Origin of the sequence: Virgibacillus sp. LDC-1 (genome assembly GCF_030137545.1) — a bacterium.
Lineage (GTDB): Bacteria > Bacillota > Bacilli > Bacillales > Amphibacillaceae > LDC-1.
Genome location: NZ_JARUVL010000006.1, coordinates 75,662 through 102,124, shown reverse-complemented (window position 1 = coordinate 102,124; position 26,463 = coordinate 75,662). Strand labels below are relative to the sequence as shown.

General features: G+C 35.2%; 29 protein-coding genes and 6 tRNA genes. 21 read left to right on the top strand and 14 right to left on the bottom strand.

Annotation, left to right across the window (positions count from 1 at the left end; translation table 11 throughout):
- The first annotated feature begins 186 nt into the window (after window positions 1–186).
- The 10 genes from QBK89_RS07470 (at window position 187) to QBK89_RS07425 (ending at window position 7,444) form a co-directional block, all read left to right on the top strand.
- Window positions 187–1,812 (top strand): Na/Pi cotransporter family protein, encoded by a 1,626-nt coding sequence (locus tag QBK89_RS07470; protein ID WP_284140412.1) that lies wholly within the window; start codon window positions 187–189, stop codon window positions 1,810–1,812.
- Between the two features lie 315 nt (window positions 1,813–2,127).
- A tRNA-Asn gene (locus QBK89_RS07465) sits at window positions 2,128–2,202 on the top strand.
- Window positions 2,203–2,206: 4 nt separating this feature from the next.
- Window positions 2,207–2,283 (top strand) — tRNA-Met (locus tag QBK89_RS07460).
- A 16-nt stretch (window positions 2,284–2,299) separates the two neighbouring features.
- Window positions 2,300–2,375 (top strand) — tRNA-His (locus tag QBK89_RS07455).
- A gap of 17 nt (window positions 2,376–2,392) precedes the next feature.
- Window positions 2,393–2,469: transfer RNA gene (locus QBK89_RS07450), tRNA-Ile, on the top strand.
- Between the two features lie 10 nt (window positions 2,470–2,479).
- Window positions 2,480–2,572 (top strand) — tRNA-Ser (locus tag QBK89_RS07445).
- A 392-nt stretch (window positions 2,573–2,964) separates the two neighbouring features.
- Window positions 2,965–3,040 (top strand) — tRNA-Phe (locus tag QBK89_RS07440).
- A 167-nt stretch (window positions 3,041–3,207) separates the two neighbouring features.
- Entirely contained in the window at window positions 3,208–3,819 is a 612-nt protein-coding gene (locus tag QBK89_RS07435) for a superoxide dismutase (protein ID WP_284140411.1), read from the top strand.
- A gap of 155 nt (window positions 3,820–3,974) precedes the next feature.
- On the top strand, window positions 3,975–5,246 hold the full coding sequence (locus QBK89_RS07430) for an MFS transporter (RefSeq protein ID WP_284140410.1): 1,272 nt from the start codon (window positions 3,975–3,977) through the stop codon (window positions 5,244–5,246).
- Between the two features lie 86 nt (window positions 5,247–5,332).
- Window positions 5,333–7,444, top strand: a complete 2,112-nt coding sequence (locus QBK89_RS07425) for a peptidoglycan D,D-transpeptidase FtsI family protein (protein WP_284140409.1) — start codon at window positions 5,333–5,335, stop codon at window positions 7,442–7,444.
- A gap of 67 nt (window positions 7,445–7,511) precedes the next feature.
- On the opposite strand, the gene QBK89_RS07420 is transcribed toward QBK89_RS07425, so the two are convergent.
- Both QBK89_RS07420 and QBK89_RS07415 read right to left on the bottom strand, forming a co-directional pair.
- On the bottom strand, window positions 7,512–8,075 hold the full coding sequence (locus QBK89_RS07420) for a hypothetical protein (protein WP_284140408.1): 564 nt from the start codon (window positions 8,073–8,075) through the stop codon (window positions 7,512–7,514).
- Between the two features lie 50 nt (window positions 8,076–8,125).
- Window positions 8,126–8,353 (bottom strand): hypothetical protein, encoded by a 228-nt coding sequence (locus tag QBK89_RS07415; RefSeq protein WP_284140407.1) that lies wholly within the window; start codon window positions 8,351–8,353, stop codon window positions 8,126–8,128.
- A gap of 180 nt (window positions 8,354–8,533) precedes the next feature.
- Here QBK89_RS07415 and rpmG point away from each other — a divergent pair, with 180 nt between their 5' ends.
- From rpmG to QBK89_RS07390, 5 genes are all read left to right on the top strand, one after another.
- A complete protein-coding gene (rpmG, locus tag QBK89_RS07410; protein WP_029271012.1) occupies window positions 8,534–8,683 on the top strand; it encodes a 50S ribosomal protein L33 in 150 nt (49 codons plus the stop codon).
- Window positions 8,684–8,864: 181 nt separating this feature from the next.
- A complete protein-coding gene (locus QBK89_RS07405) occupies window positions 8,865–9,437 on the top strand; it encodes a 5-formyltetrahydrofolate cyclo-ligase (protein ID WP_284140406.1) in 573 nt (190 codons plus the stop codon).
- Between the two features lie 15 nt (window positions 9,438–9,452).
- Window positions 9,453–10,460 (top strand): ThiF family adenylyltransferase, encoded by a 1,008-nt coding sequence (locus QBK89_RS07400; RefSeq protein WP_284140405.1) that lies wholly within the window; start codon window positions 9,453–9,455, stop codon window positions 10,458–10,460.
- Between the two features lie 63 nt (window positions 10,461–10,523).
- Window positions 10,524–10,724, top strand: a complete 201-nt coding sequence (locus QBK89_RS07395; RefSeq protein WP_284140404.1) for a hypothetical protein — start codon at window positions 10,524–10,526, stop codon at window positions 10,722–10,724.
- A gap of 221 nt (window positions 10,725–10,945) precedes the next feature.
- Entirely contained in the window at window positions 10,946–12,496 is a 1,551-nt protein-coding gene (locus QBK89_RS07390; RefSeq protein ID WP_284140403.1) for a rhomboid family intramembrane serine protease, read from the top strand.
- A gap of 9 nt (window positions 12,497–12,505) precedes the next feature.
- Here the strand turns inward: QBK89_RS07390 and QBK89_RS07385 are convergent, their stop codons facing one another.
- Window positions 12,506–13,360 carry a hypothetical protein gene (locus QBK89_RS07385; protein WP_284140402.1) on the bottom strand — a complete coding sequence of 285 codons (855 nt, stop codon included), beginning with the start codon at window positions 13,358–13,360 and terminating at the stop codon, window positions 12,506–12,508.
- Between the two features lie 131 nt (window positions 13,361–13,491).
- Between QBK89_RS07385 and QBK89_RS07380 the strand changes: the two genes are divergently transcribed.
- The 3 genes from QBK89_RS07380 to QBK89_RS07370 all read left to right on the top strand — a co-directional run bounded on the left by QBK89_RS07380 (window position 13,492) and on the right by QBK89_RS07370 (window position 16,716).
- Complete coding sequence (locus QBK89_RS07380; RefSeq protein WP_284140477.1) at window positions 13,492–13,707, top strand: YqgQ family protein; 216 nt, start codon at window positions 13,492–13,494, stop codon at window positions 13,705–13,707.
- A complete protein-coding gene (locus QBK89_RS07375; protein ID WP_284140401.1) occupies window positions 13,704–14,669 on the top strand; it encodes an ROK family glucokinase in 966 nt (321 codons plus the stop codon). The genes QBK89_RS07380 and QBK89_RS07375 overlap by 4 nt, the downstream gene beginning before the upstream one ends.
- A gap of 157 nt (window positions 14,670–14,826) precedes the next feature.
- Window positions 14,827–16,716 carry an LTA synthase family protein gene (locus tag QBK89_RS07370; RefSeq protein ID WP_284140400.1) on the top strand — a complete coding sequence of 630 codons (1,890 nt, stop codon included), beginning with the start codon at window positions 14,827–14,829 and terminating at the stop codon, window positions 16,714–16,716.
- 169 nt (window positions 16,717–16,885) lie between these two features.
- Here the strand turns inward: QBK89_RS07370 and QBK89_RS07365 are convergent, their stop codons facing one another.
- The gene (locus QBK89_RS07365) at window positions 16,886–17,065 is read right to left on the bottom strand and encodes a DUF2759 family protein (protein WP_284140399.1); all 180 of its coding nucleotides are present in this window, start codon (window positions 17,063–17,065) and stop codon (window positions 16,886–16,888) included.
- 162 nt (window positions 17,066–17,227) lie between these two features.
- Between QBK89_RS07365 and QBK89_RS07360 the strand changes: the two genes are divergently transcribed.
- Window positions 17,228–17,854, top strand: a complete 627-nt coding sequence (locus tag QBK89_RS07360; RefSeq protein ID WP_284140398.1) for an MBL fold metallo-hydrolase — start codon at window positions 17,228–17,230, stop codon at window positions 17,852–17,854.
- A 308-nt stretch (window positions 17,855–18,162) separates the two neighbouring features.
- Here the strand turns inward: QBK89_RS07360 and QBK89_RS07355 are convergent, their stop codons facing one another.
- From QBK89_RS07355 to comGA, 8 genes are all read right to left on the bottom strand, one after another.
- Window positions 18,163–18,405: a DUF2626 domain-containing protein gene (locus QBK89_RS07355; RefSeq protein ID WP_284140397.1), complete on the bottom strand. Its 243-nt coding sequence runs from the start codon at window positions 18,403–18,405 to the stop codon at window positions 18,163–18,165.
- Window positions 18,406–18,477: 72 nt separating this feature from the next.
- Window positions 18,478–19,173, bottom strand: coding sequence for a helix-turn-helix transcriptional regulator (locus tag QBK89_RS07350; RefSeq protein ID WP_284140396.1), 696 nt, complete (start codon window positions 19,171–19,173; stop codon window positions 18,478–18,480).
- 119 nt (window positions 19,174–19,292) lie between these two features.
- Window positions 19,293–19,667, bottom strand: coding sequence for a competence type IV pilus minor pilin ComGG (gene comGG / locus QBK89_RS07345; RefSeq protein WP_284140395.1), 375 nt, complete (start codon window positions 19,665–19,667; stop codon window positions 19,293–19,295).
- Window positions 19,639–20,088, bottom strand: a complete 450-nt coding sequence (locus QBK89_RS07340; RefSeq protein ID WP_284140394.1) for a ComGF family competence protein — start codon at window positions 20,086–20,088, stop codon at window positions 19,639–19,641. The genes comGG and QBK89_RS07340 overlap by 29 nt, the downstream gene beginning before the upstream one ends.
- Before the next feature lie 275 nt (window positions 20,089–20,363).
- The gene (gene comGD / locus QBK89_RS07335) at window positions 20,364–20,816 is read right to left on the bottom strand and encodes a competence type IV pilus minor pilin ComGD (protein ID WP_284140393.1); all 453 of its coding nucleotides are present in this window, start codon (window positions 20,814–20,816) and stop codon (window positions 20,364–20,366) included.
- A complete protein-coding gene (gene comGC / locus QBK89_RS07330) occupies window positions 20,788–21,090 on the bottom strand; it encodes a competence type IV pilus major pilin ComGC (protein WP_443089748.1) in 303 nt (100 codons plus the stop codon). The genes comGD and comGC overlap by 29 nt, the downstream gene beginning before the upstream one ends.
- 14 nt (window positions 21,091–21,104) lie before the next feature.
- Window positions 21,105–22,151 (bottom strand): type II secretion system F family protein, encoded by a 1,047-nt coding sequence (locus QBK89_RS07325; protein ID WP_284140392.1) that lies wholly within the window; start codon window positions 22,149–22,151, stop codon window positions 21,105–21,107.
- The gene (gene comGA, locus QBK89_RS07320) at window positions 22,123–23,124 is read right to left on the bottom strand and encodes a competence type IV pilus ATPase ComGA (protein ID WP_284140391.1); all 1,002 of its coding nucleotides are present in this window, start codon (window positions 23,122–23,124) and stop codon (window positions 22,123–22,125) included. Before comGA ends, QBK89_RS07325 begins: the two co-directional genes overlap by 29 nt.
- A 106-nt stretch (window positions 23,125–23,230) precedes the next feature.
- Here comGA and QBK89_RS07315 point away from each other — a divergent pair, with 106 nt between their 5' ends.
- Window positions 23,231–23,734, top strand: coding sequence for a shikimate kinase (locus QBK89_RS07315; RefSeq protein WP_284140390.1), 504 nt, complete (start codon window positions 23,231–23,233; stop codon window positions 23,732–23,734).
- Between the two features lie 32 nt (window positions 23,735–23,766).
- The gene (locus QBK89_RS07310) at window positions 23,767–23,961 is read left to right on the top strand and encodes a YqzE family protein (RefSeq protein ID WP_284140389.1); all 195 of its coding nucleotides are present in this window, start codon (window positions 23,767–23,769) and stop codon (window positions 23,959–23,961) included.
- Window positions 23,962–23,966: 5 nt separating this feature from the next.
- Here QBK89_RS07310 and QBK89_RS07305 read toward each other — a convergent pair whose 3' ends face one another.
- Together QBK89_RS07305 and QBK89_RS07300 are read right to left on the bottom strand one after the other, a co-directional pair.
- A complete protein-coding gene (locus QBK89_RS07305; protein WP_284140388.1) occupies window positions 23,967–24,773 on the bottom strand; it encodes a YqhG family protein in 807 nt (268 codons plus the stop codon).
- On the bottom strand, window positions 24,760–26,415 hold the full coding sequence (locus QBK89_RS07300) for a DEAD/DEAH box helicase (protein ID WP_284140387.1): 1,656 nt from the start codon (window positions 26,413–26,415) through the stop codon (window positions 24,760–24,762). The genes QBK89_RS07305 and QBK89_RS07300 overlap by 14 nt, the downstream gene beginning before the upstream one ends.
- Between the last annotated feature and the right edge of the window lie 48 nt (window positions 26,416–26,463).

Sequence of the window (26,463 nt, the reverse complement as noted above, 5' to 3'; positions counted from 1 at the left end):
ACTTCGAATGAAAAAGATTTATTTGGGGAATCAATGAGATAGAAATGGATGATTTTATATATATATTTTAATTAATTGTAAATTTAATGTTAAGTATGTCGAAAGATACTTTACAAAGCGTTATGAATTTACAATAATGGAGAAGGTGTCACATATAATCTTAGCATTTGAAGGGATGGAGTACCGTTGGAAATTGATATTCAAACACTCCTATTTGAATTTATAGGTGGATTAGGAATATTTCTTCTTGGAATAAAGTATATGGGAGAGGGTTTACAAAGATCTGCTGGTGATCGACTTCGAGATATTTTGGATCGATTCACAAGCAACCCATTTTTGGGTGTATTAGCGGGAATAATTGTTACCATATTAATCCAAAGTAGTTCAGGAACAACTGTGCTTACGGTTGGACTAGTAAACGCGGGCTTCATGACGTTAAGACAAGCTATTGGTGTTATCATGGGGGCAAATATCGGAACAACTGTAACAGCATTTATAATTGGTATTGATATTGGTGAGTATGCATTACCGATTATTGCGCTCGGTAGCTTTCTTTTATTTTTCTTTAAGCATAAAAAAGTAACTGCAATTGGACAAGCCGTATTTGGATTTGGGGCTTTATTTTTTGGCTTGGAGTTAATGAGTAGTGGGATGTCACCATTAAGAAGTTTAGAGGCATTCCAACAGCTTACATTAGATATGAGTCAAAGTCCTATTTTAGGTGTAGTTATTGGAACAATATTTACATTAATTGTACAAAGTTCTAGTGCAACAATCGGAATTTTGCAAGGGTTATTTGCGGAGGGAGCAATTGAATTACAAGCTGCCATCCCTGTTCTCTTTGGAGATAATATTGGAACTACAATTACAGCAATTTTAGCGTCTTTAGGAGCTTCTGTTGCTGCAAAACGAGCTGCTTACACACATGTAATCTTTAACTTAGTAGGAGCTACCGTATTTATAGTGTTCTTAGGATTGTTTACGAAGTTTATTTATTTACTTCAAGGACAATTCTCACTGAATCCAGAAATGACGATTGCTTTTGCACATGGAAGCTTTAATATAGCCAATACGATTATTCAATTTCCATTCATTGGAGCATTGGCTTGGATAGTCACGAAACTAATTCCTGGGCAAGATGTAATTGTAGAGTATAAGCCGAAACATTTAGATCCTATTTTTATTCAGCAATCTTCGACACTTGCGCTCGATCAGGCAAAGGCAGAAATCATCCGTATGGGTGAATATGCGTACAAAGGCCTTGAAGAAACGAATCTTTATTTAACAACACATCAGCAAAAGCATTCGGAAATGGCAATGCAAATTGAAGGTGCGTTAAATAATCTTGATAGAAAAATCACCGAATATCTTGTGGAGATTTCAGGCGGTTCTATGTCAGAGTTAGAAAGTGCAAAGCATACTGCGCTAATGGATACAGTTAGAGATGTTGAACGTATCGGTGATCACTTTGAAAATATTATCGAGCTCATTGATTATAAAATTTCAAATAAGGTGACGATAACAGAGCAAGCACAGGAAGACTTAAATAATATGTTTGATTTAACAATTCTTACGGTAAAACAAGCAATTAAAGCACTCGAAAGTATGAATAGAGAAGAAGCACTAGCTGTTATTCAAAAAGAAGATCAGATTGATAAAATGGAACGAACCTACCGTAAAAAACACATCATTCGAATGAATGAAGGCCTATGTACTGGTTCAGCAGGTATTGTTTTCGTTGATATTATCAGTAATTTGGAACGTATAGGAGACCATGCTGTTAATATAGCTGAAGAAGTACTTTCAGACTAAAATGTTTTATAAGAAAGGGATTAATAGGAACATCCCTTTCTTATCTTTTTTAATTTTCTGTATAGCGTATCGTTTTCCGAAAATAATTTTTATGTTGAATTCCCTTTTAGAAAATGCTATAGTAATTATTGTCGTCATAACAAGAATGCGAATACATAGTTGATAAAAAAGTGCTTGACAGTTTTTGTCGAACGTGATAAATTATATTTCGTTGTCATTTTGAAAAAATGGTTTAGGAATCACAATTGAGTGAGTGGGAATAAGTTCCTAAATGTCTTTGCAAACGACAAATAATAAAAATGATGTTGATATTTTTCCACAGTAGCTCAGTGGTAGAGCAATCGGCTGTTAACCGATCGGTCGTAGGTTCGAATCCTACCTGTGGAGCCAATTTGGCGGTGTAGCTCAGCTGGCGAGAGCGTACGGTTCATACCCGTGAGGTCGGGGGTTCGATCCCCTCCGCCGCTACCAACTTTACATCATTATGGCGGTCGTGGCGAAGTGGTTAACGCACCGGATTGTGGCTCCGGCATCCGTGGGTTCGATCCCCACCGATCGCCCCATTAATAATTTGATAAACGGACCCTTAGCTCAGTTGGTTAGAGCTATCGGCTCATAACCGATCGGTCGCAGGTTCGAGTCCTGCAGGGTCCACCATTAATATCTCGGAGGTATACCCAAGTCTGGCTGAAGGGATCGGTCTTGAAAACCGACAGGGGTGTCAAAGCCCGCGGGGGTTCGAATCCCTCTACCTCCTCCATACATATGTAATTAGAAGAATTAACGCTCGGTAGCTCAGTCGGTAGAGCAAGCCGCAACCTTCCATGATAAGCACCTATGTGCAGGCATGCGAAGAGTGCGACTTCACGGAATAAGCATGCAACACGACGAGCAAAGAATACTTCCTCGAAAAACATCGAAACAAGTTAACGAGCGAGGACAAGTTTTAAAAAATTCATACATTATATGGCTCGGTAGCTCAGTCGGTAGAGCAAGCCGCAACCTTCCATGATAAGCACCTATGTGCAGGCTTGCGAGGAGTGCGACTTCACAGAAAAGCATGCAACACGACGAGCAAAGAATGCTTCCTTGAAAAGACATCGAAATAAGTTTACGAGCGAGGACACATTTTAAAAAATTCATACATTATATGGCTCGGTAGCTCAGTCGGTAGAGCAAAGGACTGAAAATCCTTGTGTCGGCGGTTCGATTCCGTCCCGAGCCACCATTAACGATTATAAGCAACGATAAGTTGCTTTTTTTGTGCATAAATTTCCTTTAACACCATTTTTATCGTGCAAATGGTTTGCAAGTTTTCTAAACCTTTGATAACCTAATTTTGAAAGGGACGTAAGCTTACCCTTTATATTAAAGAATTTTGAGGAGGAATTATTTATGGCAAAATTTGAATTACCTGAACTACCTTATGCATATGATGCATTGGAGCCTACTATTGATAAAGAAACAATGAACATTCACCATACAAAGCATCATAACACGTATGTAACGAATCTTAATGGTGCAATCGAGGGACATGCAGATCTTCAAAACAAATCATTAGAAGAGCTTATTAGTAACATGGATGCAGTTCCAGCAGATATTCGTACAGCAGTACGTAATAATGGTGGTGGTCATGCAAACCATAGCTTATTCTGGAAAGTACTTTCCCCTAATGGCGGTGGTGAACCAACTGGTGAGCTGGCTGATAAGATTAATGGAACGTTTGGTAGCTTCGATAAATTTAAAGAACCATTCGAAACAGCAGCTAAAACTCGTTTTGGCTCAGGCTGGGCTTGGTTAGTTTTAAATAATGGCGAATTAGAAGTGATAAGCACGCCAAACCAAGACAACCCATTAATGGAAGGAAAGACGCCATTATTAGGCTTGGATGTTTGGGAGCATGCATACTACTTAAAATATCAAAATAAGCGTCCTGATTATGTTGCAGCATTCTGGAATGTAGTAAATTGGGATGAAGTAACAAAAAATTATAACGCAGCAAAATAAACTTTAATTAAAATGAACATGGGAATTCTTCCTATGTTCATTTTTTTTGGCAGCTTCAATGGTGATTTCCTTAGTTTCAAACAAGTGACGTCTATTCTTGAATATTTGTGCATGAATTGCTCAAACTAAATGTGAAAGCAAAGGAGCAATGAATCATGCAAAAAATTATCCAGCACGTTGTCGGAAAAGACGGTATTAATCGAGATCTAGTGCTACTTTTAGTTATTGGTGGATTATATTCTTTGGGTATATTCCTTTCAAATACATTTGTAAATGTTTACTTATGGAAACAAGCAGGAGATTATTTAACAATTGCTATGTATAATCTGGCAATTTTTTTATTTCAACCTACTACATTCATTTTTGCAGGAAAAATTGCCAAAAAGGTCGATCGAATCATCGTTCTTCGTCTTGGGGTTATTTTTTTATCGCTTTTTTTTCTCTTTGTGTTAATTATTGGTGAGAAAGCTGCAACGTTTAATTTTTTGCTAGGAAGCTTACTAGGAATTGGCTATGGCTTTTATTGGTTAGCGTTTAATGTACTTACCTTTGAAATCACTGAACCAGAAACGCGAGATTTTTTTAATGGGTTTCTTGGTATTCTACAATCATTCGGAGGTATGGTTGCTCCTCTTAGCGCAGGCTTCATCATTGCAAATCTCCCAGATAATATAGGATATACTACTATTTTCACCATATCGTTTTTGTTGTTTATCGGTGCTGTTTCTGCCAGCTTCTTTCTAAAACGACGTCAAGCAGAAGGTGACTTTTACTTTCGACGTGTGCTTGAAGAAAGAAAACAGAATAATAATTGGAAGCGTATTTTAAATGCGCATATCTTTCAAGGATTACGGGAAGGGATTTTTACATTTGTTATAACGATATGGATTTACCTTGTAACAAATAGTGAACTCGCATTAGGAATGTTTAATTTATATTTTTCCGGTTTGTCTTTTGTGTTTTACTTTTTAGCAACAAAATATATTAAACCACATTCACGAAAAAAGGCTATATTATTTGGAAGTGTAATACTTTATTTTTCTTTGATTATCATTCTGTTTCAATTGAGCTATGTTTCATTAATAATTTATGGCATTTTGATTGGAATTGCGTATCCAATTATTAATGTTCCATACTTTTCATTAACCTATGATGTAATTGGGAAAGCATGGAAGGCAAAGGAGCTTAGAGTAGAATATATCGTAGTAAGAGAGCTATACGTTAATATCGGAAGAGTAGTTTCCATTCTCGTGTTCATAGGTGGAGTTACACTTATAGAAGCAGAAAAAATTATTCCTGTGCTGTTGCTTGTTTTTGGAACAGGTCATTTGTTTATCTACTTCTTTATTAAGGATATATATTTAAAAAGTATTCCGAATAAGGAAACATTAGTCAAATATCAAATGACAGATGAAAAAAATCGATAAAGGTCTTAGCTTCCCCTTATAATAGATGTTATAATTAAAAATACACATGTAATGAAATATATAGTTTAAGGTAATGGGGGAGTAACATGAATAAAAAGAAAAAGAAGAAAAAAGCACAGCTTCCTTTTCGTTTAAATATATTATTTTTTGTTGTGTTTATATTATTTTCAGTATTGATATTACAGCTTGGTGTTGTACAAATATTGAATGGGGAGAGTTTTCAAGAAGAAATTGACCGAACAATTCAAGATACTACAAGTGTCCCTGTACCGCGAGGGAAAATTTATGACCGTAATCATAATGTAGTCGTAGATAATGAAGCCCTTTATGCAATCACGTATACGCCACCAAAGGGTGTGCAAGCAGACGATCGGTTAGAAGTGGCAGAAAGGCTTGCTAAATACATTTCAATGTTTGATAAAGATCCAAAAGAAAAGAAAAAACAAATAGCTCGGATAACAGATCGTGATAAAAAAGAATATTGGTACTTGCTTCATTCCGATGAAGCAGAAAAAAGGTTGAGTCAAAAAGAAGCAGCAGATATGGAACCCGGAGAACAGTATCAAACTATTCTTGATCGCATTACCGAAGAAGAAATTAGTCATTATGATGAACAGGATTTAGAAATTATCTTGATTAAAAAGGAACTAGATAAAGCGTATTCGTTAACACCACAAATTGTAAAGAATAATGGAGTAACTCCTGAGGAATATGCTCGTGTAGCAGAGCATTTAAATGAAATGCCAGGTATTAACGCTACAACAGATTGGAATCGTGCATATCCATATAAAGATACAGTGCGCAGCATTATTGGCAACATTACGGATGAAAAAAGAGGAATACCTCGTGAGAGCATGGAATATTACTTAGCGAAAGGCTATAGTAGGAACGACCGTGTCGGTATTAGTGGCTTAGAAGAGCAGTATGAGGATGTGCTTCGTGGTAGGAAGGAAAAAATCGAATATACGACAAATAAGAATGGGCAAGTTGTAGATATGGAAACAGTTGTCAAAGGTGAGCGTGGCAAGGATCTTGTGCTTACCATTGATATGGAATTTCAAGAGAGGCTAGATAAAATTGTTCGTGAGGAATTGAAAAAAACAATTAATAAGCTGCCATCACTAAACAGATATTTAGAAGATGCGATTGCCGTTGTCATGAATCCGAAAACAGGGGAACTATTAGGTGTTTCTGCACAGCATTATAACCGGAAAACAAATAAATACGAAAATGCGGATTATAAGGCGTTATATGATGCTCATCGACCAGGATCTTCGGTAAAGGGAGCAACAGTTTTAGCAGGATATGAAGAAGGAGTTATTTCTCCTGGAACGCGATTATATGATAGTCCAATTAAAATAAAAGGTACACCTACGATGAAGTCTTACAAAAATATGGGGTGGGTTGATGATTTATATGCATTAGAGAAATCCTCCAACGTATATATGTTTCATATTGCACTTCGTATGGCTGGCGAATATTCGACACCAAATAATACACCCGTCAATTTTAAGGGTGATCCGTTCTTAAAAATGCGTAATTATTTTAGTCAGTTTGGCTTAGGTGTGAAAACAGGAGTTGACTTCCCATATGAATCAAGTGGATTTAAAGGGAACGCACCATTGGCAGGGAATTTACTTCATTATTCTATCGGACAGTATGATACCTATACAGCATTGCAGCTTGCACAATATGTGTCAACGATAGCGAATGGTGGATATCGCGTGAAGCCCCATTTTGTGAAAGAAATTCGCGAGCCTAGCCCTTCTGAAAAAGATGTAGGACCGGTTTTTCGAACGATTCATCCAGAAGTACTCAATCGAATTCAAATGAAAGATGCATATATTGAACGCGTACAAAAAGGTTTTAGAAGAGTTTTTACTACAGGAACTGCTAGTGTGTTTGCGAACGAACCGTATAAAGCAGCAGGGAAAACGGGTACAGCAGAGAATGAAGTATATAAAGATGGGAAAAAGCTTGCGGATACAGAAAATCACATATTAGTAGGCTATGCTCCATATGATGATCCTGAAGTGGCCTTTGCGGTTATTATTCCAAATACTGGACTTAGCAGTAGCCAGCATCCAAGTAACAAAACGATTGGAAAAGGCATTTTAGACACGTATTTTGAATTAAAGGAAGAACGTGCAAAAGAAAATGTAACAGATGCGAAAGAAGAGACGGAATCAGAAGAATAAGCTGAATAATAAATGAAAGCAGGCAGCTTTTCCGATAGGAGAAAGCTGCCTGCTTATTTAAGTTTATCTATCTTGTAATTGCCTCTGCAATTTCAAAAAAGCTCATTCCGCTGTTTACTTTAAACTCGCCTTGTTGAACGCGAGTACTGTAATTTTCTTTTTCAAGATATTGATTAAATTTAGAAGCATCGTCAATTATTTTATTGCTTTCAAGCATGTCCCCAATTTTAGATGATGGCATGCCAGATTCAATCTTGACTGTATATGTTTTTACTTCTTCTTTTTTCGTTTCTTCTACAGGGTTCGACTGATCTTTGTCATCTTTAGCTGTATTTGTATCTGTGCTATCAGAATTATCTTCTTTTGTTGATTGTGAATCATTATCTTTTTTGGAGTTTTCACCAGAGTCTGGCTTAACAGCCTGTTTGCTTGTATCTCCATTTACGGATAATGTAATGTACTCTGATTCTGTTAAGACTCGATATCCTTTATCTTTCATTTCTGAGATCATTTCGTCTACTGACATATTTTGTGCAGCTTTTTCAGGGTTATCGAAAAAGTAAAATACAGCGAGAAGAATGAGACCCGCCGTAAAGAGCCCTATAGAAAACGAGCGTATAAAATATTTCACTTCTAGTCACCTTGCTTTTCTCTAATTTTTACTTGCTCACTTTGAAGGATTTAAACGCTTGTTTCCTTTGAATACGCTAGTTCGCTAGATATATCATCGCCTAGCAATTCTTCCTCCAATATTTTAATTTTTTTCTTCATTTGATATGTATCCTGCATCGTCGCAATCGATAATTGTTCGATTTGATTTTCTAATTCGTCAAATTTATCTTTCATAAAAAATGAATAGACAAATAAAACAATTGCTACGCCAATAATGGCAAATCCTGCAAGTATCATTTTTCTTACCCTCCATAATATTAGTCAATATTAGTTATACCATACAACACCAAAAGTGAAAACAGTAAATTTTAACAAGAGCATCTTGATTGATTGGTTAAGATTTGATATTATAAATAAGTCTGATATGAAGTAATTTGAATGTTCATGGCAAGATTTGATAGTTTGGAGGGAAAATTCATGCGCGTAAACATCACGTTAGCTTGCACGGAAACAGGAGATCGCAATTACATTTCAACAAAAAATAAGCGTACAAATCCTGAACGTCTTGAGCTTATGAAATATTGTCCACGTCTTAAAAAACATACGTTACATCGTGAAACAAAATAAAAACGAGAAGCTTTCCAGTTATCCTTTACTTTTTGGCAAGAAAAGGATTAAAATGGAAAGCTTTTTGTTTATAAGCTCTTTCATATTCCTTTCATCGACATTGTCATCATTTCAACACTAAAGTGTTATTCATTTTCCATTTATAAAATATAAGCTATAATTTAGGTAAGTATACGATTCATTGGAGGGAAATAGACTGGATAAAAAACAACTGCGTGAGCGAGGATTAGCCATTCTCCAATCATTTACCAATGAGAATAGAGCGGAAATTGAAAAGAAATTAGTGCACTATTTAACAAACACATCTTGGTGGACCAAGGCGAAGACTATTGGTGTCACGCTTTCTATGGGTGAAGAGTGGAATACTGATAGAATTATTGAGGCATGCAGAAGAGAAGGAAAGCGGGTTTGTATTCCTAGATGCTTGCCACAGTCAAGAAAATTAGAATTTTATACATATGAGGATGAAGCACAATTAGAAATTGTCTATCATCATTTACGTGAGCCTATTCCTAACAAAACAACATTTGTCGCAAAGAACGAGATTGACTTACTTATTGTGCCGGGTATTCTTTTCGATGTTGATGGATATCGACTTGGTTTTGGTGGGGGTTACTATGATCGTTATTTAGTAGATTTTCAACAGCCTACCATATCATTGCTTCATACAAAGCAGTTAAAACAAAAACTTCCGGTGGAGCGGTTTGATATTCCTGTTAAACATTTAATAACAGAACATGGTGTATTGATTTGACGGTGAGGGATTAAGATGAACAGATATGCGAGACAGATGTTATTTGAACCAATTCAACAAACTGGACAGGATAAACTTGCTAATAGTGCAGTTCTAGTTGTAGGTGCTGGAGCATTAGGAACTGTTATATGTAACCAATTAGCAAGGGCAGGTATTGGAAAAATTCGTTTAGTTGATCGCGATTATGTGGAATATAGTAATTTACAACGGCAAATTTTATTTGATGAGTCGGATGCGGCACAATCGATACCAAAAGCAATTGCTGCCAAAAACAAGCTACAATCCATTAATAGCGAGATAGAGATAGAAGCATTTGTTGCAAATGTTTCAAACGATAATATTGAACAATTCGTTTCTGGCGTTGATGTAGTCATGGACGGTACAGATAACTTTGCAACGCGTTATTTATTAAATGACATATGCTATAAAAAAAATATTCCTTATTCATATGGTGGTGTTGTTAGCTCAAGAGGAATGACAGCTTTCTTTATCCCTGAAGAGACCCCGTGTATGCGTTGTTTGTTTAAGGGTGAAGCTAATTCAAATCAAACGTGTGATACCGTCGGGGTAATTGCTCCTGCTGTGGACATCATTTCTTCCTTACAAGTAACAGAAGTATTCAAATACTTAACCGATAATACAAAGCATTTGCGACGTACATTAAAGACGATAGACATTTGGTATAACCATCAATACGATTTAAAATTTCCAAAGCCTGATTCAAATTGTCCGTCGTGTCAGAAGCGTGTGTTTCCTGCTCTCATGAAAGCAGGTGTCTCAGAAGAAACGGTGCTTTGTGGAAGGAATACGGTGCAAATTCATCAAGAAACGCATTTTGATCTTGATGAACTAGCAACTAAATTATCGCGTGTTGCTACTATTAAAAAGACACCGTTTTTACTTAAGGTTCTCTTTGATGAATCAATTACATTTGTTATTTTTTCTGATGGACGCGTGCTTGTTCAAGGGACAGAGGACACGCTAGTTGCTCGCTCCTTTTATGATCGCTATATCGGTTCTTAATGTATAATTTGGGCCATAGCGTAAATAACTAAAACACCACGAAACAAATAAAGGGGTGTTTTTGTGAGAGGATTCGTCTTTTTTACTGTAATAATAACAAGCTTTTCACTATTGTATAAATGGAGATATCGCCTGTTAAATACATTGCTTGCAATTGGACTGATACGTCGTATTGCGGTTTCATTTGCGCTTCAGCCTTCTGCATTAAAAAATAAGATAATTCCTGCCTTATTTCAAACGAATGGCAAGAAAGAAATACATTAAGGAAAATGTAATATAAACTTCATCTAAACTACTTTATTTTAGAAAAAAACTAGAATAAAGTGGTTTTTTATTGTTATTTTAAATTTCTGTTTATCTCGGTCATACTAAAGGAATGGGATATGTAACATAGTAAAATGGAAGGATATTCCTTGCTGTAAGATGTTCTTCTACAAAGCTATTCGGAAAAAGATTTGATATGATGTTGATAGGGAGGAAACGTTATGTATAACAACAATCAACATAGGATGTATCGATTCGTGTACCAATTAATCACAGAACATCAGTATGACTTACTCTTTATTGATGAAAAGAACGAGGAAGTATGGTTAGAAAAATATATTGATAAAACGTCCTATCTCGTACGAATTTTATCTCAGGATTTTAATTGGAAAAACCATCTAAAAAAAGATATTGCAAGCGTATTTCAGCGTGTTCAAGGCATGAAACGGTTAGTCCGTGGAAAGCGCATGGAAATATATAATATTTATTTCGCCTCCTATAGCCCTGTAGATGAATGGGAAATGCTCAAACGGCCGATGAAATTAAAGGATAAAACATCTATTATGATGCACGTTTTTTATTTCGATGATCAAAATCTTCATGAAGAGCAAGCGAGGCTTCAGCAATTAATGCCGGATATTTCTTTGTTGCAAGGTTCAGGATTAACAGAAGGAAATCTATCGGATTCTGTGCAAGATTATAAACAATACATTGTAAATGCGTTTAAAAATAAAGTAAAAGAGGAAAAACAAGTTTTTTCCTATGCTAAGCCGTTTTTGACTTATATTCTCCTAGCGTTAAATATCGCCATGTTCTTTCTTTTGGAATGGAAGGGTGGCAGTCAATCCATTGATACGTTAATTAGTCTTGGTGCAAAATATAATCCTGCTATATTAGACGGGGAATGGTGGCGGATAGTAAGCTCCATGTTTCTACATATCGGTTTTTTACATTTAGTGTTAAACATGATTGCAATCTATTATTTAGGAACGGTTGTAGAAAAAATTTATGGAAAGTGGCGTTTTTTTGTAATCTATATGTTAGCTGGAATCGGTGGGGGGATAGCAAGTTTTACTTTTTCTCCTAGTGTAGCAGCAGGAGCATCTGGCGCTTTATTCGGTTTATTTGGTGCATTAATGTTTTTTGGTCTCCAATATAAAAAGCTCTTTTTTCAAACAATGGGTACCAATGTATTAATGTTAGTTGTCATTAATATTGTATTTGGATTTATTGTTCCCCAAGTAGATAATAGTGCGCATCTGGGAGGGCTTGTTTCCGGATTTATTGCAGCGGGGATGGTCCATTTACCGCAGAAGAGGCATCAGCTAAGAACGCAGCTCGTTTCTATCCTTGCCTATTGTTTGTTAATTGGAGCATTGCTGTTCTACGGAATTCCAAACAATCTTCAATCGCCAGAGTATCAATTGACAGTAGTTAATGAACTCCAGCAAAAAGGAGATTATCGCGAAGTAGTGCAACGAGCTTCTAAAGCATTAGACAATCCTAAAGACTTTGAAGCTCCTTTGCTGTTTCAACGTTCTTATGCATATATTCAATTAGGGGAATATAAGCAGGCAATTGATGACCTAGAGAAGTGTATACATATTAATTCCAATATGCATGAGGCATATTTTAATTTAGCAATACTTTATAATGAGCAAAATGATAAAGAAAAGGCGATTAAATATGCTGAAAAAGCGAATGCACTTCAACCGGATAATGAACAATACAAGAAATTAATGGAGAGGATTAATAAAGAAAGCGAATCTTGATCTACTACGTTAAAATTCCGGTAATTGTTGAATTAGTTTTTCATATTTTCCGTTTAACTCAAATAATACGATGAGCTGTGTGTGCTGCTTATCGATCAAAATAAGAGGCACATAGCTTTGCGATGGACGATCTTCATTATTAGATGCTGGAATTACATAGTTTTTATAAAGACCTTCCCATAGCTGCCCAATTATTTGTTCTGTTTGTTTTTGCGTAAAGCCGGGAAAATTTTTCTTCTCATATTGCGCTAAGCTTGTTAGCGGAATAGAATCATATTGATTAATATTTAATTTAAAATGTGATAGTAGGTCTTGCCAATGGCGCAATAGCTTTTTCTTCGTTACTTTATCCAGATTCTCTTTTAGTTTTTCTTCTCTGTTGTCTTCTGGTGAACGAAAACTAGTTATATCTTTTTTATTTGATTCTGCAGTATATAACTGGTCTTCGGACATCATTTGAACACTTTTAATGATATCCTTTGGGTAGTGAATTTCTCCATAATGAAAGGAAATAGCTTCCCAAAGTGTATCATTTTGAATCGGAACTGTTTCCTCCATTTGAATGGTATCTGTATTTTCTTTCCATTTACTTCGAATACCTTTTAATGTACCGTTGGCATACAAAAGGGAGACATCTTGTCGTAAGTAAAATGGAGCATCTGTTTGAGAATGAATATCCCATCTAAGTAGTTTCTTATCCTTTGTTGAATTAGCGAGCGTTAACTTCGTTTTTCCTGTTATAAAAGAAGCATTTTTATCTAGTGGAAAATAAGTGATCACTTGTTTTGCTTGTTGATTAACATAAGTGACACTTACGACTAGAATGATCGTTAAAATGAAAAGTAAACCTAGTATTTTCCGCATATTCTTCATCCTTTTCCTAAGATGTCTAATTATACGCGGCTTGTCCTCGAAATATGATGCACATTCCTTTCTTATAGAAATTCCCTTCCTGTTCTCTATTTGGTATAATCAAAATTGGTGAGGTAGTTATGATACAAACAGTATTCGATGTACAACAAGTGTTAAAACGATTTGGTATATTTATTTATGTCGGTGATCGACTGGCAGATATTGAACTAATGGAATTAGAGTTATATGAGCTTTTTAAATCAGGATTTATTTCTTCGGTTGAATACCAGCAATGTACGCTTGTTTTAAAAAAAGAAGCAAGACAAATACAAGGTGAAAAGCGGGGAAGAACGTTATGAAGCAAATAACAGTAGGAATAGATATAGGTGGCACTTCTGTAAAAATAGGTTTTATTAACGAGACAGGAGAAATTCTACATAAATGGCAAATAGCTACGAATAAAGCCAACGGTGGAAAGTTTATCGTTGATGAAATATGGAGCTCTATTCAAGCGAAATTATCAGAGAAAAAGTGGGCAATGGTTGAAATACGTGGTATTGGTGTGGGAGCCCCAGGGTTTATTGATGCCAAAACAGGAATGGTGTATGAGGCGGTCAATATTGGTTGGAAAAACTTTGACCTTGGTGATCAACTAAAAAAGCAATCCCAATTACCTGTATATGTTGAAAATGACGCTAATATTGCTGTGTTAGGGGAGAATTGGGTTGGAGCAGGGAAGCATGCGAATAACCTGATCGCCATCACATTAGGAACAGGTGTTGGTGGAGGAATTATTGCGGAGGGAAAGATTCTTTCGGGAGAAAATGGTACAGCTGGTGAAATAGGGCATATCACCATTGATCCAGAAGGAAGCCCATGTAATTGTGGTAGGAAGGGCTGTTTAGAAACAATTGCTTCTGCAACTGGTATTGTACGTCAGGCAATAGAAGTTGCTGAAAATCAACCATCTGGAAAACTCGCAGCAATTTTACAAGGTAAAGGTTATATTAGTACAAAAGATGTGTTTGCCTGTGCAGCTGAAGGAGATAAAGAAAGCCAGGTAATCATTCAACATATAACTGATGCAATAGGTTTTGCAATTGCTAATCTAGCCATCCTCCTGAACCCTTCTAAAGTTTTAATTGGTGGAGGAGTATCTCAAGCAGGAGACACGTTATTAACATACATAAATGAAGCGTTCCAAAAATATGCTTTACCTAGAGTATTCGATGTTTGTGAGTTAGCGCTTGCCCAGCTTGGAAATGATGCAGGTATTATTGGAGCTGCTTATCTTGTTCATCAGCAGCAACTAACTAATTAAAAATCTTTCAAAATTATTTGAAACTTTTTCCATCATTGAAACGTCATATAGTATAGATAAAGGCGGGCGTTTCGTTCGTTGCCGTAACGGGTAAAGAAGTGACAGCATATAATTAGAGAGCATTACGATAGATGCTTAAGATACAGGAGGAACTTATATGCAGGGGAAAAGAATTCAACTACCACTATACATTATTGCTACTTTATTATTTGGTTTGAAAACGTATATTGTATATCGCTTTTTGTTTAGTATTGAATTAGATAATGTAATGCAGGAGATCATCTTATTTCTAAACCCTTTTATTTCGGCATTCATCATATTTGCATTGAGTGTTTGGTTTAAGAGGAAAGAAAGTCAAATGAAATACTTAAGGTATACAGCATTGCTTGGCACAATCATTATTTTTGTAAATCTTGTATTTTATCGGTCTTTTACAGATTTTATCACGGTTCCTCAACTGTTCCAAGGAAGTAATGCAGCTGATTTAGGAAAAAGTATTTGGACTTTAATCAAGTTCTATGATGTCTTTTTACTTACAGATGTTGCATTTGTCTGGTACTTCAGTAAAAAGCATCCCGATAGATTTGCAGTCCAATACCCAAGAAGTGGAAAGGTTTTTGCATTAGCAATGTCGCTCGTACTTCTTGCAGGTAACTTCTTCTTAGCAGAAATGGAACGTCCTCAATTATTTACTAGAGCATTTGACAGGGAATACTTAGTGAAAAATATTGGTTTATTTAATTATCATGTTTACGATATCATTGTGCATTCCAAAGTAAAGACACAACGTGTTTTTGCTGATGGAAATGAATTACCAGAAATAACGGATTACGTAGAAAAAAATGTAAAAAGTTCAGAGAAGTCTTCACTTCACGGTGTTGCTGAAGGCAAAAATGTTATTTTTATTTGGGCAGAATCATTACAAAGTTTTGTTGTTAATAATAAAGTAAATGGGGAGGAAATAACTCCATTTTTAAATAAACTTACACAGGATGAGGATACCTATTATTTTGAAAATTTTTATCATCAAACAGAGCAAGGAAAAACATCAGACTCAGAGTTTTTAGTTGCAAACTCACTGTACCCATTATCTAGAGGAGCTGTATTTTTTACACATGGTCAAAATGAATATCATGCGTTACCTGAACTAATGAAACAAAAAGGGTATAACTCAGCTGTATTTCATGCAAATAATCGCAGCTTTTGGAATCGCGATCAAATGTATGAAAGTTTAGGATATGATGAATTTTTTGATTATGAGTCATATGATGTTACTGATAGTAATTCAGTTGGATGGGGCTTAAAGGATAAGGATTTCTTTGACCAGTCTATCAAGTATTTACAATCACTAGAGCAGCCGTTCTATTCAAAATTCATTACCTTAACAAATCATTTTCCATTTGAATTAGATGAAGAAGATAAGTCAATTGCAGCATATGATTCGAATTCAAATACATTGAACAATTATTTTCCTACGGTAAGATATTTAGATGAATCGATCGAGCAATTTTTTCAACAGTTAAAGCAAGCAGGACTATATGACAATTCAATAATCGTTATTATGGGTGATCATTACGGAATTAGTGCGAGTCATAACCATGCCATGCGACAATATCTAGAAAAAGACGAAATCACACCATTTGATCATGTTCAATTACAACGTGTACCATTCTTTATCCATATACCTAATCATGGAAAAGGGAAGGTCATGTCTGAAGTAGCTGGTCAAATTGATGTTAAGCCTACGTTACTAAATATGTTGGGAATCAAAACTGAAAATGATATTTATTTCGGAAATGATGTATTTCAAAAAAATCGTAAAGGATATATCGCTTTACGTAATGGTGACTTTATTAGTGATGATTATATTTTTACATCAGGAAATTGTTATGATAGAAAAACAGGTGAGTTACTTGAAAAAGACGAGGAAAAAAGTAATCCCACAGCTTCACAATGTGAACCGATAGGAGAAAAAGTGGATAAAGAGCTGGAGTACTCAGATAAAATTATTTATGGTGATCTATTCCGCTTTATGGAATTTAAGTAGAGCTAACCGAAATAGAGAAGTATTTAAAAAAGCTGTAAAAGCAGCTTTTTTCTTTTGTTTTTAGAGGGAGTTAGGTAATATGGAGTAAATTATAAATCCCCGCTTCCGACAAAACTTTTATCACCAGGAAGCGGGGATTTAGGATATTCATATTACTAATGACACATTGTTACAGTGAATTTTTCAAAATATCGATAATTGTAGCGATCGAGAAAAATCCAAAGGTTACAGCAGAAAGCACTGAAAATGTTAGGGCGAAAAAGTTTTTAAATTTGATTTGACGAAAGATAGAAATAACAGATAATAGTGCAACAATTAATAAGATAGAAGCTAATACAAGATGCTGCATAATATAGAATCCTCCTTACGTTTTCATCGTGCATATGTTTGATAAAGGTAATACACTTATATTATTATGTATTTACATACTATAGATTATTTTATATGATTCCCATACTTTTGTCGAGAATAATCATTGAATTTAGTGATAATTGTTTTAGGAGTGATTTATATGGAAATTATAACACTACAGTTAGGTCCATTAGGCACCAATTGTTATCTTATTGTGAAAGGTGCTGAAGCATTAATTATTGACCCAGGTGGAAACGCAGATGAAGTGATTACACGATTGCAAAACTTGAACGCTTCTCCAAAAGCTATTTTATTAACTCACGCTCACTTTGATCATATTGGTGCTGTTGAAGTACTTCGAAATCATTTTCATATCGATGTGTATTTACATCGAAACGAAAATGATTGGCTTCAAGACCCAAATTTAAATCGTTCTACATTTTTTATTGGTGAGGAAATATCTGCTCGTGAGCCGGATAAATTATTAGAACCAGGAAAAATGGAAATTGGAAAATTTCGCTTTGAAGTGGCTGAAACTCCAGGACATTCACCAGGTAGTGTGAGCTTTATTTTTAAGGAGTTAGCATTTGTTATAAGCGGAGATGTACTATTTCAACATAGTATTGGTCGAACGGACTTACCAGGTGGGGACTTTCAGCAGCTTGAAGCAAGCATAAGAAACATATTATATTCTTTACCAGATCATTTTCAAGTTTTCGCAGGACATGGTCTGATGACAACAATTGGCGAAGAGAAGAAAAATAACCCATTCGTTCCATTTAAATAAGAAACCCCCTTCTTGTAAAAGAAGGGGGTTTCTAGGGGGGATGTGCTCTGCTCTTTTGTTGGTTAGGGATAAAAAGTTAAAGCTATAATAATAACAATAAAGGTAAATAGACACTGTGTCAATAGAATTAATTTAAAAAATCTCGATTTGTTCATCGTCTCATGAAATATTTCCAAAAGATAAAATCCTGCACTTTGGAATGCAGGATTTAAAGAAAAAATATTAAGATTGCAGGCTAAACTTCATATTGAATTATAGCCATCATTCGATAAAAAGAAAAAGCAAATTATCGAAAATGGAATGTTATCTTAGTGCCCAAACCCTGGGATCAAGATAAATTCAGAATACCAAGTAAATCCAATCATAAACAATGTACAATAAGCCCCGAACAAATACATATACATCCGTTCAGATAATTTTAAATAACTTACTGCAAGGAAAAAGGCTGTTTGAACAAGAAATAGTAAAGCGACTTCAGTCATATCACCAACATAGAACATGACAGTAAATATTCCTGTCCAAAAGCCTAGCACGCGAAACATACGATCCATGCCATCCCCCTCCTTCTCGGTAACATTCATAGTCATTATAAACGAGTATTTCCATAATGTAAATGAATCATTCTAAATTACTGAAAATTTTGCGACATAGGTGCAATTTTCACAGCCCTGTAAAATATTTTCAGTTTCAACTAATTCAATACCCGAAAATAATGATTCGAACATCCCTTGAATAAACTCATTATGCATTTTACAAACCATTGATTGGTTTTTCAATGCTACTTCCTTGAATGGGCAATTGTTGACATGGAATGTTATCGTATTTTTGTTAGGGAAGTAGGTGAAGTCAGGGTAGAGACCAAGCATCGTTCCTGCATCCTCAAGAATTTGTAGCTTTTGTTCTACTGTTAAGTCTGTCGTTGTTGGTGTTTGGTAGCGCTCCATGATTTTGGCACCATATTTTCTACCAGTATCATATAAAGCTTTTCTTCCGATATCTCCTAGTTCAGCAAATGTTTCTAACGAGATAGCGGAAAGCATCTTGTAATCACGATGTGGGAAATTTAGTTCAACCACTTCGTTTGATAGACGATATAATCTACTTGGTCTCCCGCCTTTTCCAGTCTTTTGAGAATAAGAAACAAGCAAATTAATATCTTCTAGCTTAGATAAATGTAATCTTGATACATTAGCGTGAATACCAAATTCTTCTGCTATTTCATTTACTGTTACTTCTTTGCGCTTTTTAATGACATATTGATAAATATTAAATCGTGTTGGATCACTTAATACATTTGTTACTTTTAATGTACGTTCCATTTCAATCCACCTCACTACGTTTATTACTTTCATTATAGTAGAAAAATAGCCAAAAAAGGCGTTTTCAAAGTGATTGTTAAGAATTGTACACAACTCGTGAAAATAATCACAATAGAGGATTAACGCTTATTTTTTTTAATTCGTTTCGTAATAAAATAGTGTGTGTTTTTATTTGTATTAATTTTGATTGTCAAATTAAATTGGTTAAGCTCAACCAGTTCATAATCAATATGAACATCACCATGTGGAAAGGAATAAAAAACTTTCCCATTGTCCTTTTCAGAAGAGGCGGCATCTACTTTGAACTTTTCCTGACCCATTTGCATTAAAGTTTCAATTTTAATTTGTTCGATGAGGCGATGAGAAATGAAGAGTTCATTGCGATAAATAGAAACACTAGTCATTAAGACAAGAAATGATATTGCTAGAATAGCCATCGTATACGGGAGAAAAAAACCATAGGAATTATTCATCAAATATAAAGATTTTCTCATAATGGCCTCCATCGATGGTATCGATCGTTATTTTAAAACTATTTTGAAGTGAAGTAAATAACACTTCTTGTATATCTCTTAAATAAACCTCATGACCTAATCCATTTACTCTTCGTCTTATTAGTTGGTTATATTGTTCGATTGTTGCAAGATCACCATTGTGCAATGTTAGCTCTAACGTATTGTTATTGATGTTAATAGCTGATGCAAACTTTATATCCTCTCTAATATAATGGAAAAATTGAGAGACAGATAGTAGGTCATAATTATCTTTATAATGGAAGGTTTGAATAATATATATAATGAGAGGGGCGGATATGAAAAAGATCCCAAGTGATAACAGAAGTGAAGGGAAGGTAAATCCGTGACTATCTTTACGGATACCCATATAAACAAATGCTTTCTTTATTAAATTTGGCATTCTTCCAATGCGCACATCCTTTCAATAAATCATTCTTCATCATAAACGAAAATTGAACACTTTTCCCATACAGTATCAAAGAATAGTTTTGTGGTAATGTATTATTTGGCTTGACCAAAAGTAATTGTAATTCATCATGCAATCTTGAACTAATTAGTATTCGGTCATTATGATTCACACGTTCCATACGGATTTATGTATGAATAGGGATAAAGATTGTTGTTAAGATGATTATAATGCTAAAAGCAACAAGTGATTCCATTAAGAAAAATCCTTTATTGTTTTTCCACATAGCCTCTTCCTTTCCCAAGAGGAAATATAACTTTATATTTATTTTTATCCGTGTGAATGACAATCGTTCCCGGAGCCCCAATTGTACCGTTCTTCTTAAAATAGATGGTTCTATTCTGACCATTAAGCTTCCAGCCAGATGGATAGGATCTCGTTTCTACACGTTGTTCTATACTATTAATGACAGTGTACTGATCTTTTTGAAATACTAGCTTTGATTTCTGAGAAGCCCCACCAACAGCGATGTTTTGAATTAGAAGAATATCAGAGTTCATTACATGAAAAAAATGTTTTTCGTGTTGAGACTTATAAATTGATAAGGCGATAGGGGTAGTAATCGTAAGGGTTAAGCTGACTATTGCTAACAGAATAAGGAGTTCTATCAGTGTAAATCCGCTTATATTTCTGTTATGGGGTTGAAACTTTCCCGTTTTCATAAATAATACCTTCTCCGTTCGGACATTGTTTTTGTTCTGGAGTAATATAGCCTGCTACTACCAGCGTATCTAAGTCATTGGGGATACTTCCTTTATCTAGTTGATAAGCATCAACCTGTGCTTGCACGACAGAAACAAGTGCTTTACAGCCTTTTTTATAAACTTGATCACTTTTCCCACTAAGATTTGGAATAATTAATATCATTAATACTGAAATAATCATTAAAACAATCAGCATTTCGATTAATGTAAATCCACGATTATTACGAAACATAATTTTGACTCCTTTTATAGAGATTGTATTAATTCAAACATCGGCCACATTAAGGTCACATAAATGAAAATGATAAAAGCTCCAATTACAATGAAGAAAATGGGATGGATCATGGAAATGAGCTTCATCATTTGATGATGAAATCTTTCAATCAGAAGGTCTGCGTAAACAGTTAGATCCTTTTCTAACGTGATTACATCACTATTCTTCTGAAAGATAGCTGCAAATTGAGGTTGAAGCAAGGAAAGTTCAGTAATCATGCTAGATATGTGTACGCCTTGAAGTAGGCCACTATTAATAACAGTACAATAATGAGCTAGAACCGGATGCTTCGTTTGCTTAGATAAAATAGAAAGAACTTCTTTCATGGATATTCCGGTTTTTAATAGAGTACTAAGATGGGTGGCAAACAAAAAGGAATGATACATCGAAATCAATTTTCGATAAATTGGTATAGAGCGGTAGATGGCAACGAGGGTTTCGATAGAAATTTTTTTATTAAATCGTTGAAATAGGAAGGCTGTGAAAAGAGTAAGTAGAAGAAGAGTAAAAAATAGCTGAATAAATAGATCAATCATGATAATAGAAAAGTTTACTGACGTAGAAGCGGTGGAACCATTTTGAAATAAATCGCTAAATGTCGGAAGCACAATTTGTTTGATAACGATTAGTAAGCCAGTAAATAATAGAAATAAAAGGAGAGGGTAACGAGAAACGTGGTATAGTTTTTGCGTGTATTGTAACCGTTTTTCATAAAGCTGAAGTCCTTTTTTAATACTACTTGTTAGTTCGCCAGATTTATTAGCAAAAAATAAATAAGAAGTGATGGAAGGATGAAAGCCTGCCTTATCAAAAGCTTTGTCAACGGTTTCACCAGATTTTAAAGCTTTCATCATGATGGATGCGGCTTGATTTAAGTTTTTGTCCCACATCATGGTTTCTAAGGCAGAAATGAATGGATATCCATTCGCTAATGCTCTGGAAAGTACGCGAAGAAATCGCAGCTGGTGCTCACTTTTAAATGATTGCTTTTTATAAAAGCGTTTGATCAATATAGCCATATGCGAATGCCTTCTTTCGTAAATGATGGAATGACTGTATACGTTGTATGCCGGTTCCTTTTTTTTCTTTTATTGATTGATCAAGTGCGTGTCCATCCAAAAATTCCATAATAGCTGCCCTCCTTTTTTTACCTGTATTTAGTGTAATAGGGAGTAGCTGTAAAGAAGCAACTCCGATTAAAGATTGTTGTAAATCAATTTGTTTTATTCCCATGTCTAATAACCGGTGGATTGTACCAACAGTATCCTTAGCATGTAACGTACTGAGAACCAAATGTCCTGTTAATGAAGCATTAAAGGCGAATTTTGCTGTAAATGCATCTCTTATTTCTCCGATCATTATGATATCAGGGTCGTGCCTTAATGCAGCTTTTAATCCGGTTTGATACGTAATTCCCGCTTTTTCATTAATTTGAACTTGAAAGATATTATCGAGTTTTTTTTCGATAGGATCCTCTAAAGTAATGGTTTGGCATGTGCGTTCCTCCATAATACTTTGTAGCAAGGCATAGAGTGTTGTTGTTTTTCCAGATCCTGTTGGTCCTGTTAACAAAATGATGCCAGCAGGCTTGTCCATCCATGCCTTTAATTTATTTACCTGATTTGGAAAAAGAAATAGTTTATCTAATGGAAGTGCTTTTTCTTGCGGAAGGATACGAATAGCTAAACTTTCTTTGTGACCAAGCGGTAGGGTGGAAATACGCAATGCGTAGGATTTCTTGCTAAAATAAAATGAGATTGCTCCATTTTGTGGTTTTCTCGTTTCCCCAATATCAATTCCTGAGGTAAACTTAAAATAAGTGAGGATTGCATCATATTGTGAAGCTGTAATTTGTCGATGCAAAATTCTTTTACCGTGGACTCGAAAAAAAATGTTTGTTTCCTTGAGGAAAGGATAGAAGTGAATATCAGAAGCTCCAGTGGAAAAAGCAGATGAGAGAAGCTTTTCGGCGAGTACTCTTGCGGAGTTCAATAAAAAGTACACCTCCTTATAATATTTTTGAGGTATAGGTACATTTCGACACTTTTAATTAAAATCCTTCTTTTTTTGAAAAAATTATGAAAGGGAGCTGAAGTAATTGGATCGAATATATTTAATCGGGTTTATGGGAAGCGGAAAAACAACAATCGGAAAGCTATTTAGTAACGAAATGTTGCTCAGCTCGATAGATCTTGATCAATATATTGAAAAAGAGAGCGGTAAGAAGATTAAGGATATTTTTCAATGCGAAGGGGAGGAGGCTTTTCGAGAATTAGAGACAATAGCATTAAAAGAACGGGATGAGCAAGTGATTATTACTGGAGGAGGAATTGTCGAACGCTCAATTAATATAGCTTTCATGAAGCAAAATGGATGCATTGTTTATTTACACACATCCTTTGCTGAAATAACAAAACGGCTAAATAACGATACGTTACGCCCATTATGGGATATAAATGTTGATCAACGAAGACAATTATATGACAAGAGAATCCCTTTATATAAGAGCTGTGCCGATGTAATTATTGATACAGACGGAAAGTCAGAATTAGCAATTGTGTCCGAAATAAAAAAAGCATTGGAGTATAATGAGATTCCATAATGCTTATGCTAGTAATTAAAAAGGAGGCAACAATGTCTGGCGATGAATATGTGAAATATTTGGCAGGCCAATTTATAGCTTATCTTGAATCTACACCTGAAGAAAGAAAGCAGCAACGAGTGCAACAGAAAAACGAGAAAAAGAAAGGACTATCTAATCGATGGTTTGGTTTGCTGCCATTTCTTATTCAGCTAACATTCAAGAAAAGAAAGAAAACCAATAGCTAATCTCTTTAACCGCTATTGGTTTTCTGTTGCAGTTGCTGTTTCTTAATATAGATTAAACCTCCATTAATTACTTCGATTCTAACTTTTGGAGTGAACCGTTTACGAATTTCTTCTTCTTCTTGCTTCATTTGATTAGATTCTTCCTCTGGTTTGTCCGTGTAAAAGTGCTTAAGCATTTGCAATTCATCATCGAGTGCTTGATGAGAAGCGTTGGCCCATTCTTGTTCTTGATTTTCAATGTATTGCTTTAGTACGGATTCAATACGGAGATAGCCGCTTTTAAGACGAATTAATGGAGCAATCGTATAGCAAAAGTTCGATATGCTTGACTGGAAGGATAATGGTTCTAATTGCTTCATAAATTCCGTCAGCATGCTACCATTCACTAAATTCAACCCAATTGAAAACAATTCATCTCTTTTTTGCTTTCCAATATAGCTAACTTTAATATTCGTTACAAGCCAAGGATGTAGCTCAGTGTTTTGTCGCGTTTTAATGCGTTGAAAGAGCATCGTATATTTCTCTGTTGTTTTTAAATACCGTATAATTTGCTGTAGACGTGGACTACCAAAATGAATCCACTCGCCTTTTTCTTCGCGTTTTTCCGGATTTGTAATCAACGTAAGCTCCATCGGTTTACCTTTTTGTCCTGTACTCTTTACGTAATGCCAGTAAAAAGGACGGTTCATTAATGCTTTATCTAGTTCTTCGGTTAATTGGACAGTTAGGACACCACCCTCATTGTGTATAACTGGACATTGATGAGCTGTAAAGAATGAATGTAAAAACAAATGGAGGTTAGCTATTGCCATAATGCTGCTCCTTCTCTTTTTGATTTGCTAGCTGTGTTTGCTCAATAATTGACGATAGATTATCAAGCTTGATTTTTGCCTCTCCAGCGGATGTAGATTCGGTAAAGATGGATTTCACTTCTTGTTCAAAATCATCGATTTGTAATTCTGCTAAAATGGCATCAAGATGACCTATCACATTTTCGAACAAATGAATCTTTTCATAAAGCAGTTTCATAATATGTTCTTCAATCGTTCCTTCAATTGCAAAATTATAAATGTGTACATCATTTTCTTGTCCGTAGCGATGAATTCTACCAATACGTTGTTCGAGCCGCATTGGATTCCATGGTAAATCATAATTGATCATATAGTTACAAAATTGCAAGTTAATCCCTTCTCCACCTGCCTCAGTTGCAATTAACACTTGCGCATGATCCTTAAATAATTGCCGCATCCAGTCTTTTTTTCCACGTTTAAAACCACCGCGAAATGGTACAGATGAAATGCCGTGTTGTTGTAAATACCATTGTAGATAAAGCTGTGTTCCGCGATACTCGGTGAAAATAATTACTTTCTTATCTCCAATTTGTTGTAAGAGCTCCACTGTTTTCTGTGCCTTTGCATGGTGTGGAAGTGCCCCGATAATTTCCATGACACTACTCAAATTCGCACCATTATTCATCATTTTCTGTAAGGATAAAGCACAGGCTTCTCGTGACGAACAAAGCTCCCGAAGTAATGTCAATTTTGAAAACGTAGCATTGGAAGGAAACATGCTGTCAATTTCGTTATATGCATCTATTTCTTCCTGACTGAATTTAATCCAAATTGTCTCTATATTCCTTTTCGTATTGTTTAAGCTCGTATTTTGTCGCGTGTTTCGAACCATTACTTTCTGGATCAATTGCTTTAAAAATGCATCTTGATTTAATTTTTTTCGATCCTTTCCAAATTGTTCGATAAAGGAGGCGTGATTTCCTAAATGACCAGGCTTTAATATCGATACGAGATTGAATATTTCAAGTAAATTATTTTGGACTGGCGTAGCAGTTAATAATAGACAATATTTCTTTTTTAACGAACGGACAAATGCATAATTTTTAGTAGTATGGTTTTTAAGCTTATGTGCTTCATCGATAAGAACAAAATCATAATCTATGTCTAATATCGCTTCTCTGTGAGGTGAGCGTTTTGCTGTATCTAGGGAAGAAATCATAATATCATGTTGTTCCCAGGCGTAATTTTTTCGATGGGCTACAACAGGAATGTAAAATTTTTCATGCAATTCTTGCACCCATTGATTGACAAGCGAGGCCGGAACCAAAAGAAGTATTTTTTTAGCTAATCCTCGAATCATGTATTCTTTTAAAATTAATCCAGCTTCAATTGTTTTTCCTAAGCCAACCTCGTCTGCTAAAATAGCCCGACCGTTCATTTCTTCAATTGCTTGTGTTGCACTTTCGATTTGGTGGGGAAGAAAATCCACATGGGGCAAATATTTCAATGATAGGAGCCCATCAAAATTATTACTCATTGTTGTTGCTTCTGCTTCATAAGCCATGGAAAAAAGCTCCCATTTTGATAGCTTATTTCCAGAATTTATATGGCCTTCTAATTGGTCGATAAATGTTGAATCACATTGAATTAATACGTTGCTCATATATAGATGACCTTCCTTTGCTTCAGCAAGTTGTAGATTGAAAAAGAA

Coding starts and splice junctions, on each gene's coding strand:
- QBK89_RS07370 (WP_284140400.1), top strand. CDS start 14,827: ATGCAGGGGAAAAGAATTCAACTACCACTATACATTATTGCTACTTTA.
- comGD (WP_284140393.1), bottom strand. CDS start 20,816: ATGAAAACGGGAAAGTTTCAACCCCATAACAGAAATATAAGCGGATTT.
- QBK89_RS07325 (WP_284140392.1), bottom strand. CDS start 22,151: ATGGCTATATTGATCAAACGCTTTTATAAAAAGCAATCATTTAAAAGT.
- rpmG (WP_029271012.1), top strand. CDS start 8,534: ATGCGCGTAAACATCACGTTAGCTTGCACGGAAACAGGAGATCGCAAT.
- QBK89_RS07340 (WP_284140394.1), bottom strand. CDS start 20,088: ATGCCAAATTTAATAAAGAAAGCATTTGTTTATATGGGTATCCGTAAA.
- QBK89_RS07300 (WP_284140387.1), bottom strand. CDS start 26,415: ATGAGCAACGTATTAATTCAATGTGATTCAACATTTATCGACCAATTA.
- QBK89_RS07310 (WP_284140389.1), top strand. CDS start 23,767: ATGTCTGGCGATGAATATGTGAAATATTTGGCAGGCCAATTTATAGCT.
- QBK89_RS07415 (WP_284140407.1), bottom strand. CDS start 8,353: ATGATACTTGCAGGATTTGCCATTATTGGCGTAGCAATTGTTTTATTT.
- QBK89_RS07435 (WP_284140411.1), top strand. CDS start 3,208: ATGGCAAAATTTGAATTACCTGAACTACCTTATGCATATGATGCATTG.
- QBK89_RS07360 (WP_284140398.1), top strand. CDS start 17,228: ATGGAAATTATAACACTACAGTTAGGTCCATTAGGCACCAATTGTTAT.
- comGG (WP_284140395.1), bottom strand. CDS start 19,667: ATGAGAAAATCTTTATATTTGATGAATAATTCCTATGGTTTTTTTCTC.
- QBK89_RS07355 (WP_284140397.1), bottom strand. CDS start 18,405: ATGGATCGTATGTTTCGCGTGCTAGGCTTTTGGACAGGAATATTTACT.
- QBK89_RS07390 (WP_284140403.1), top strand. CDS start 10,946: ATGTATAACAACAATCAACATAGGATGTATCGATTCGTGTACCAATTA.
- QBK89_RS07305 (WP_284140388.1), bottom strand. CDS start 24,773: ATGGCAATAGCTAACCTCCATTTGTTTTTACATTCATTCTTTACAGCT.
- QBK89_RS07365 (WP_284140399.1), bottom strand. CDS start 17,065: ATGCAGCATCTTGTATTAGCTTCTATCTTATTAATTGTTGCACTATTA.
- QBK89_RS07430 (WP_284140410.1), top strand. CDS start 3,975: ATGCAAAAAATTATCCAGCACGTTGTCGGAAAAGACGGTATTAATCGA.
- QBK89_RS07385 (WP_284140402.1), bottom strand. CDS start 13,360: ATGCGGAAAATACTAGGTTTACTTTTCATTTTAACGATCATTCTAGTC.
- comGC (WP_443089748.1), bottom strand. CDS start 21,090: ATGTTTCGTAATAATCGTGGATTTACATTAATCGAAATGCTGATTGTT.
- QBK89_RS07350 (WP_284140396.1), bottom strand. CDS start 19,173: ATGGAACGTACATTAAAAGTAACAAATGTATTAAGTGATCCAACACGA.
- QBK89_RS07425 (WP_284140409.1), top strand. CDS start 5,333: ATGAATAAAAAGAAAAAGAAGAAAAAAGCACAGCTTCCTTTTCGTTTA.
- QBK89_RS07400 (WP_284140405.1), top strand. CDS start 9,453: ATGAACAGATATGCGAGACAGATGTTATTTGAACCAATTCAACAAACT.
- QBK89_RS07375 (WP_284140401.1), top strand. CDS start 13,704: ATGAAGCAAATAACAGTAGGAATAGATATAGGTGGCACTTCTGTAAAA.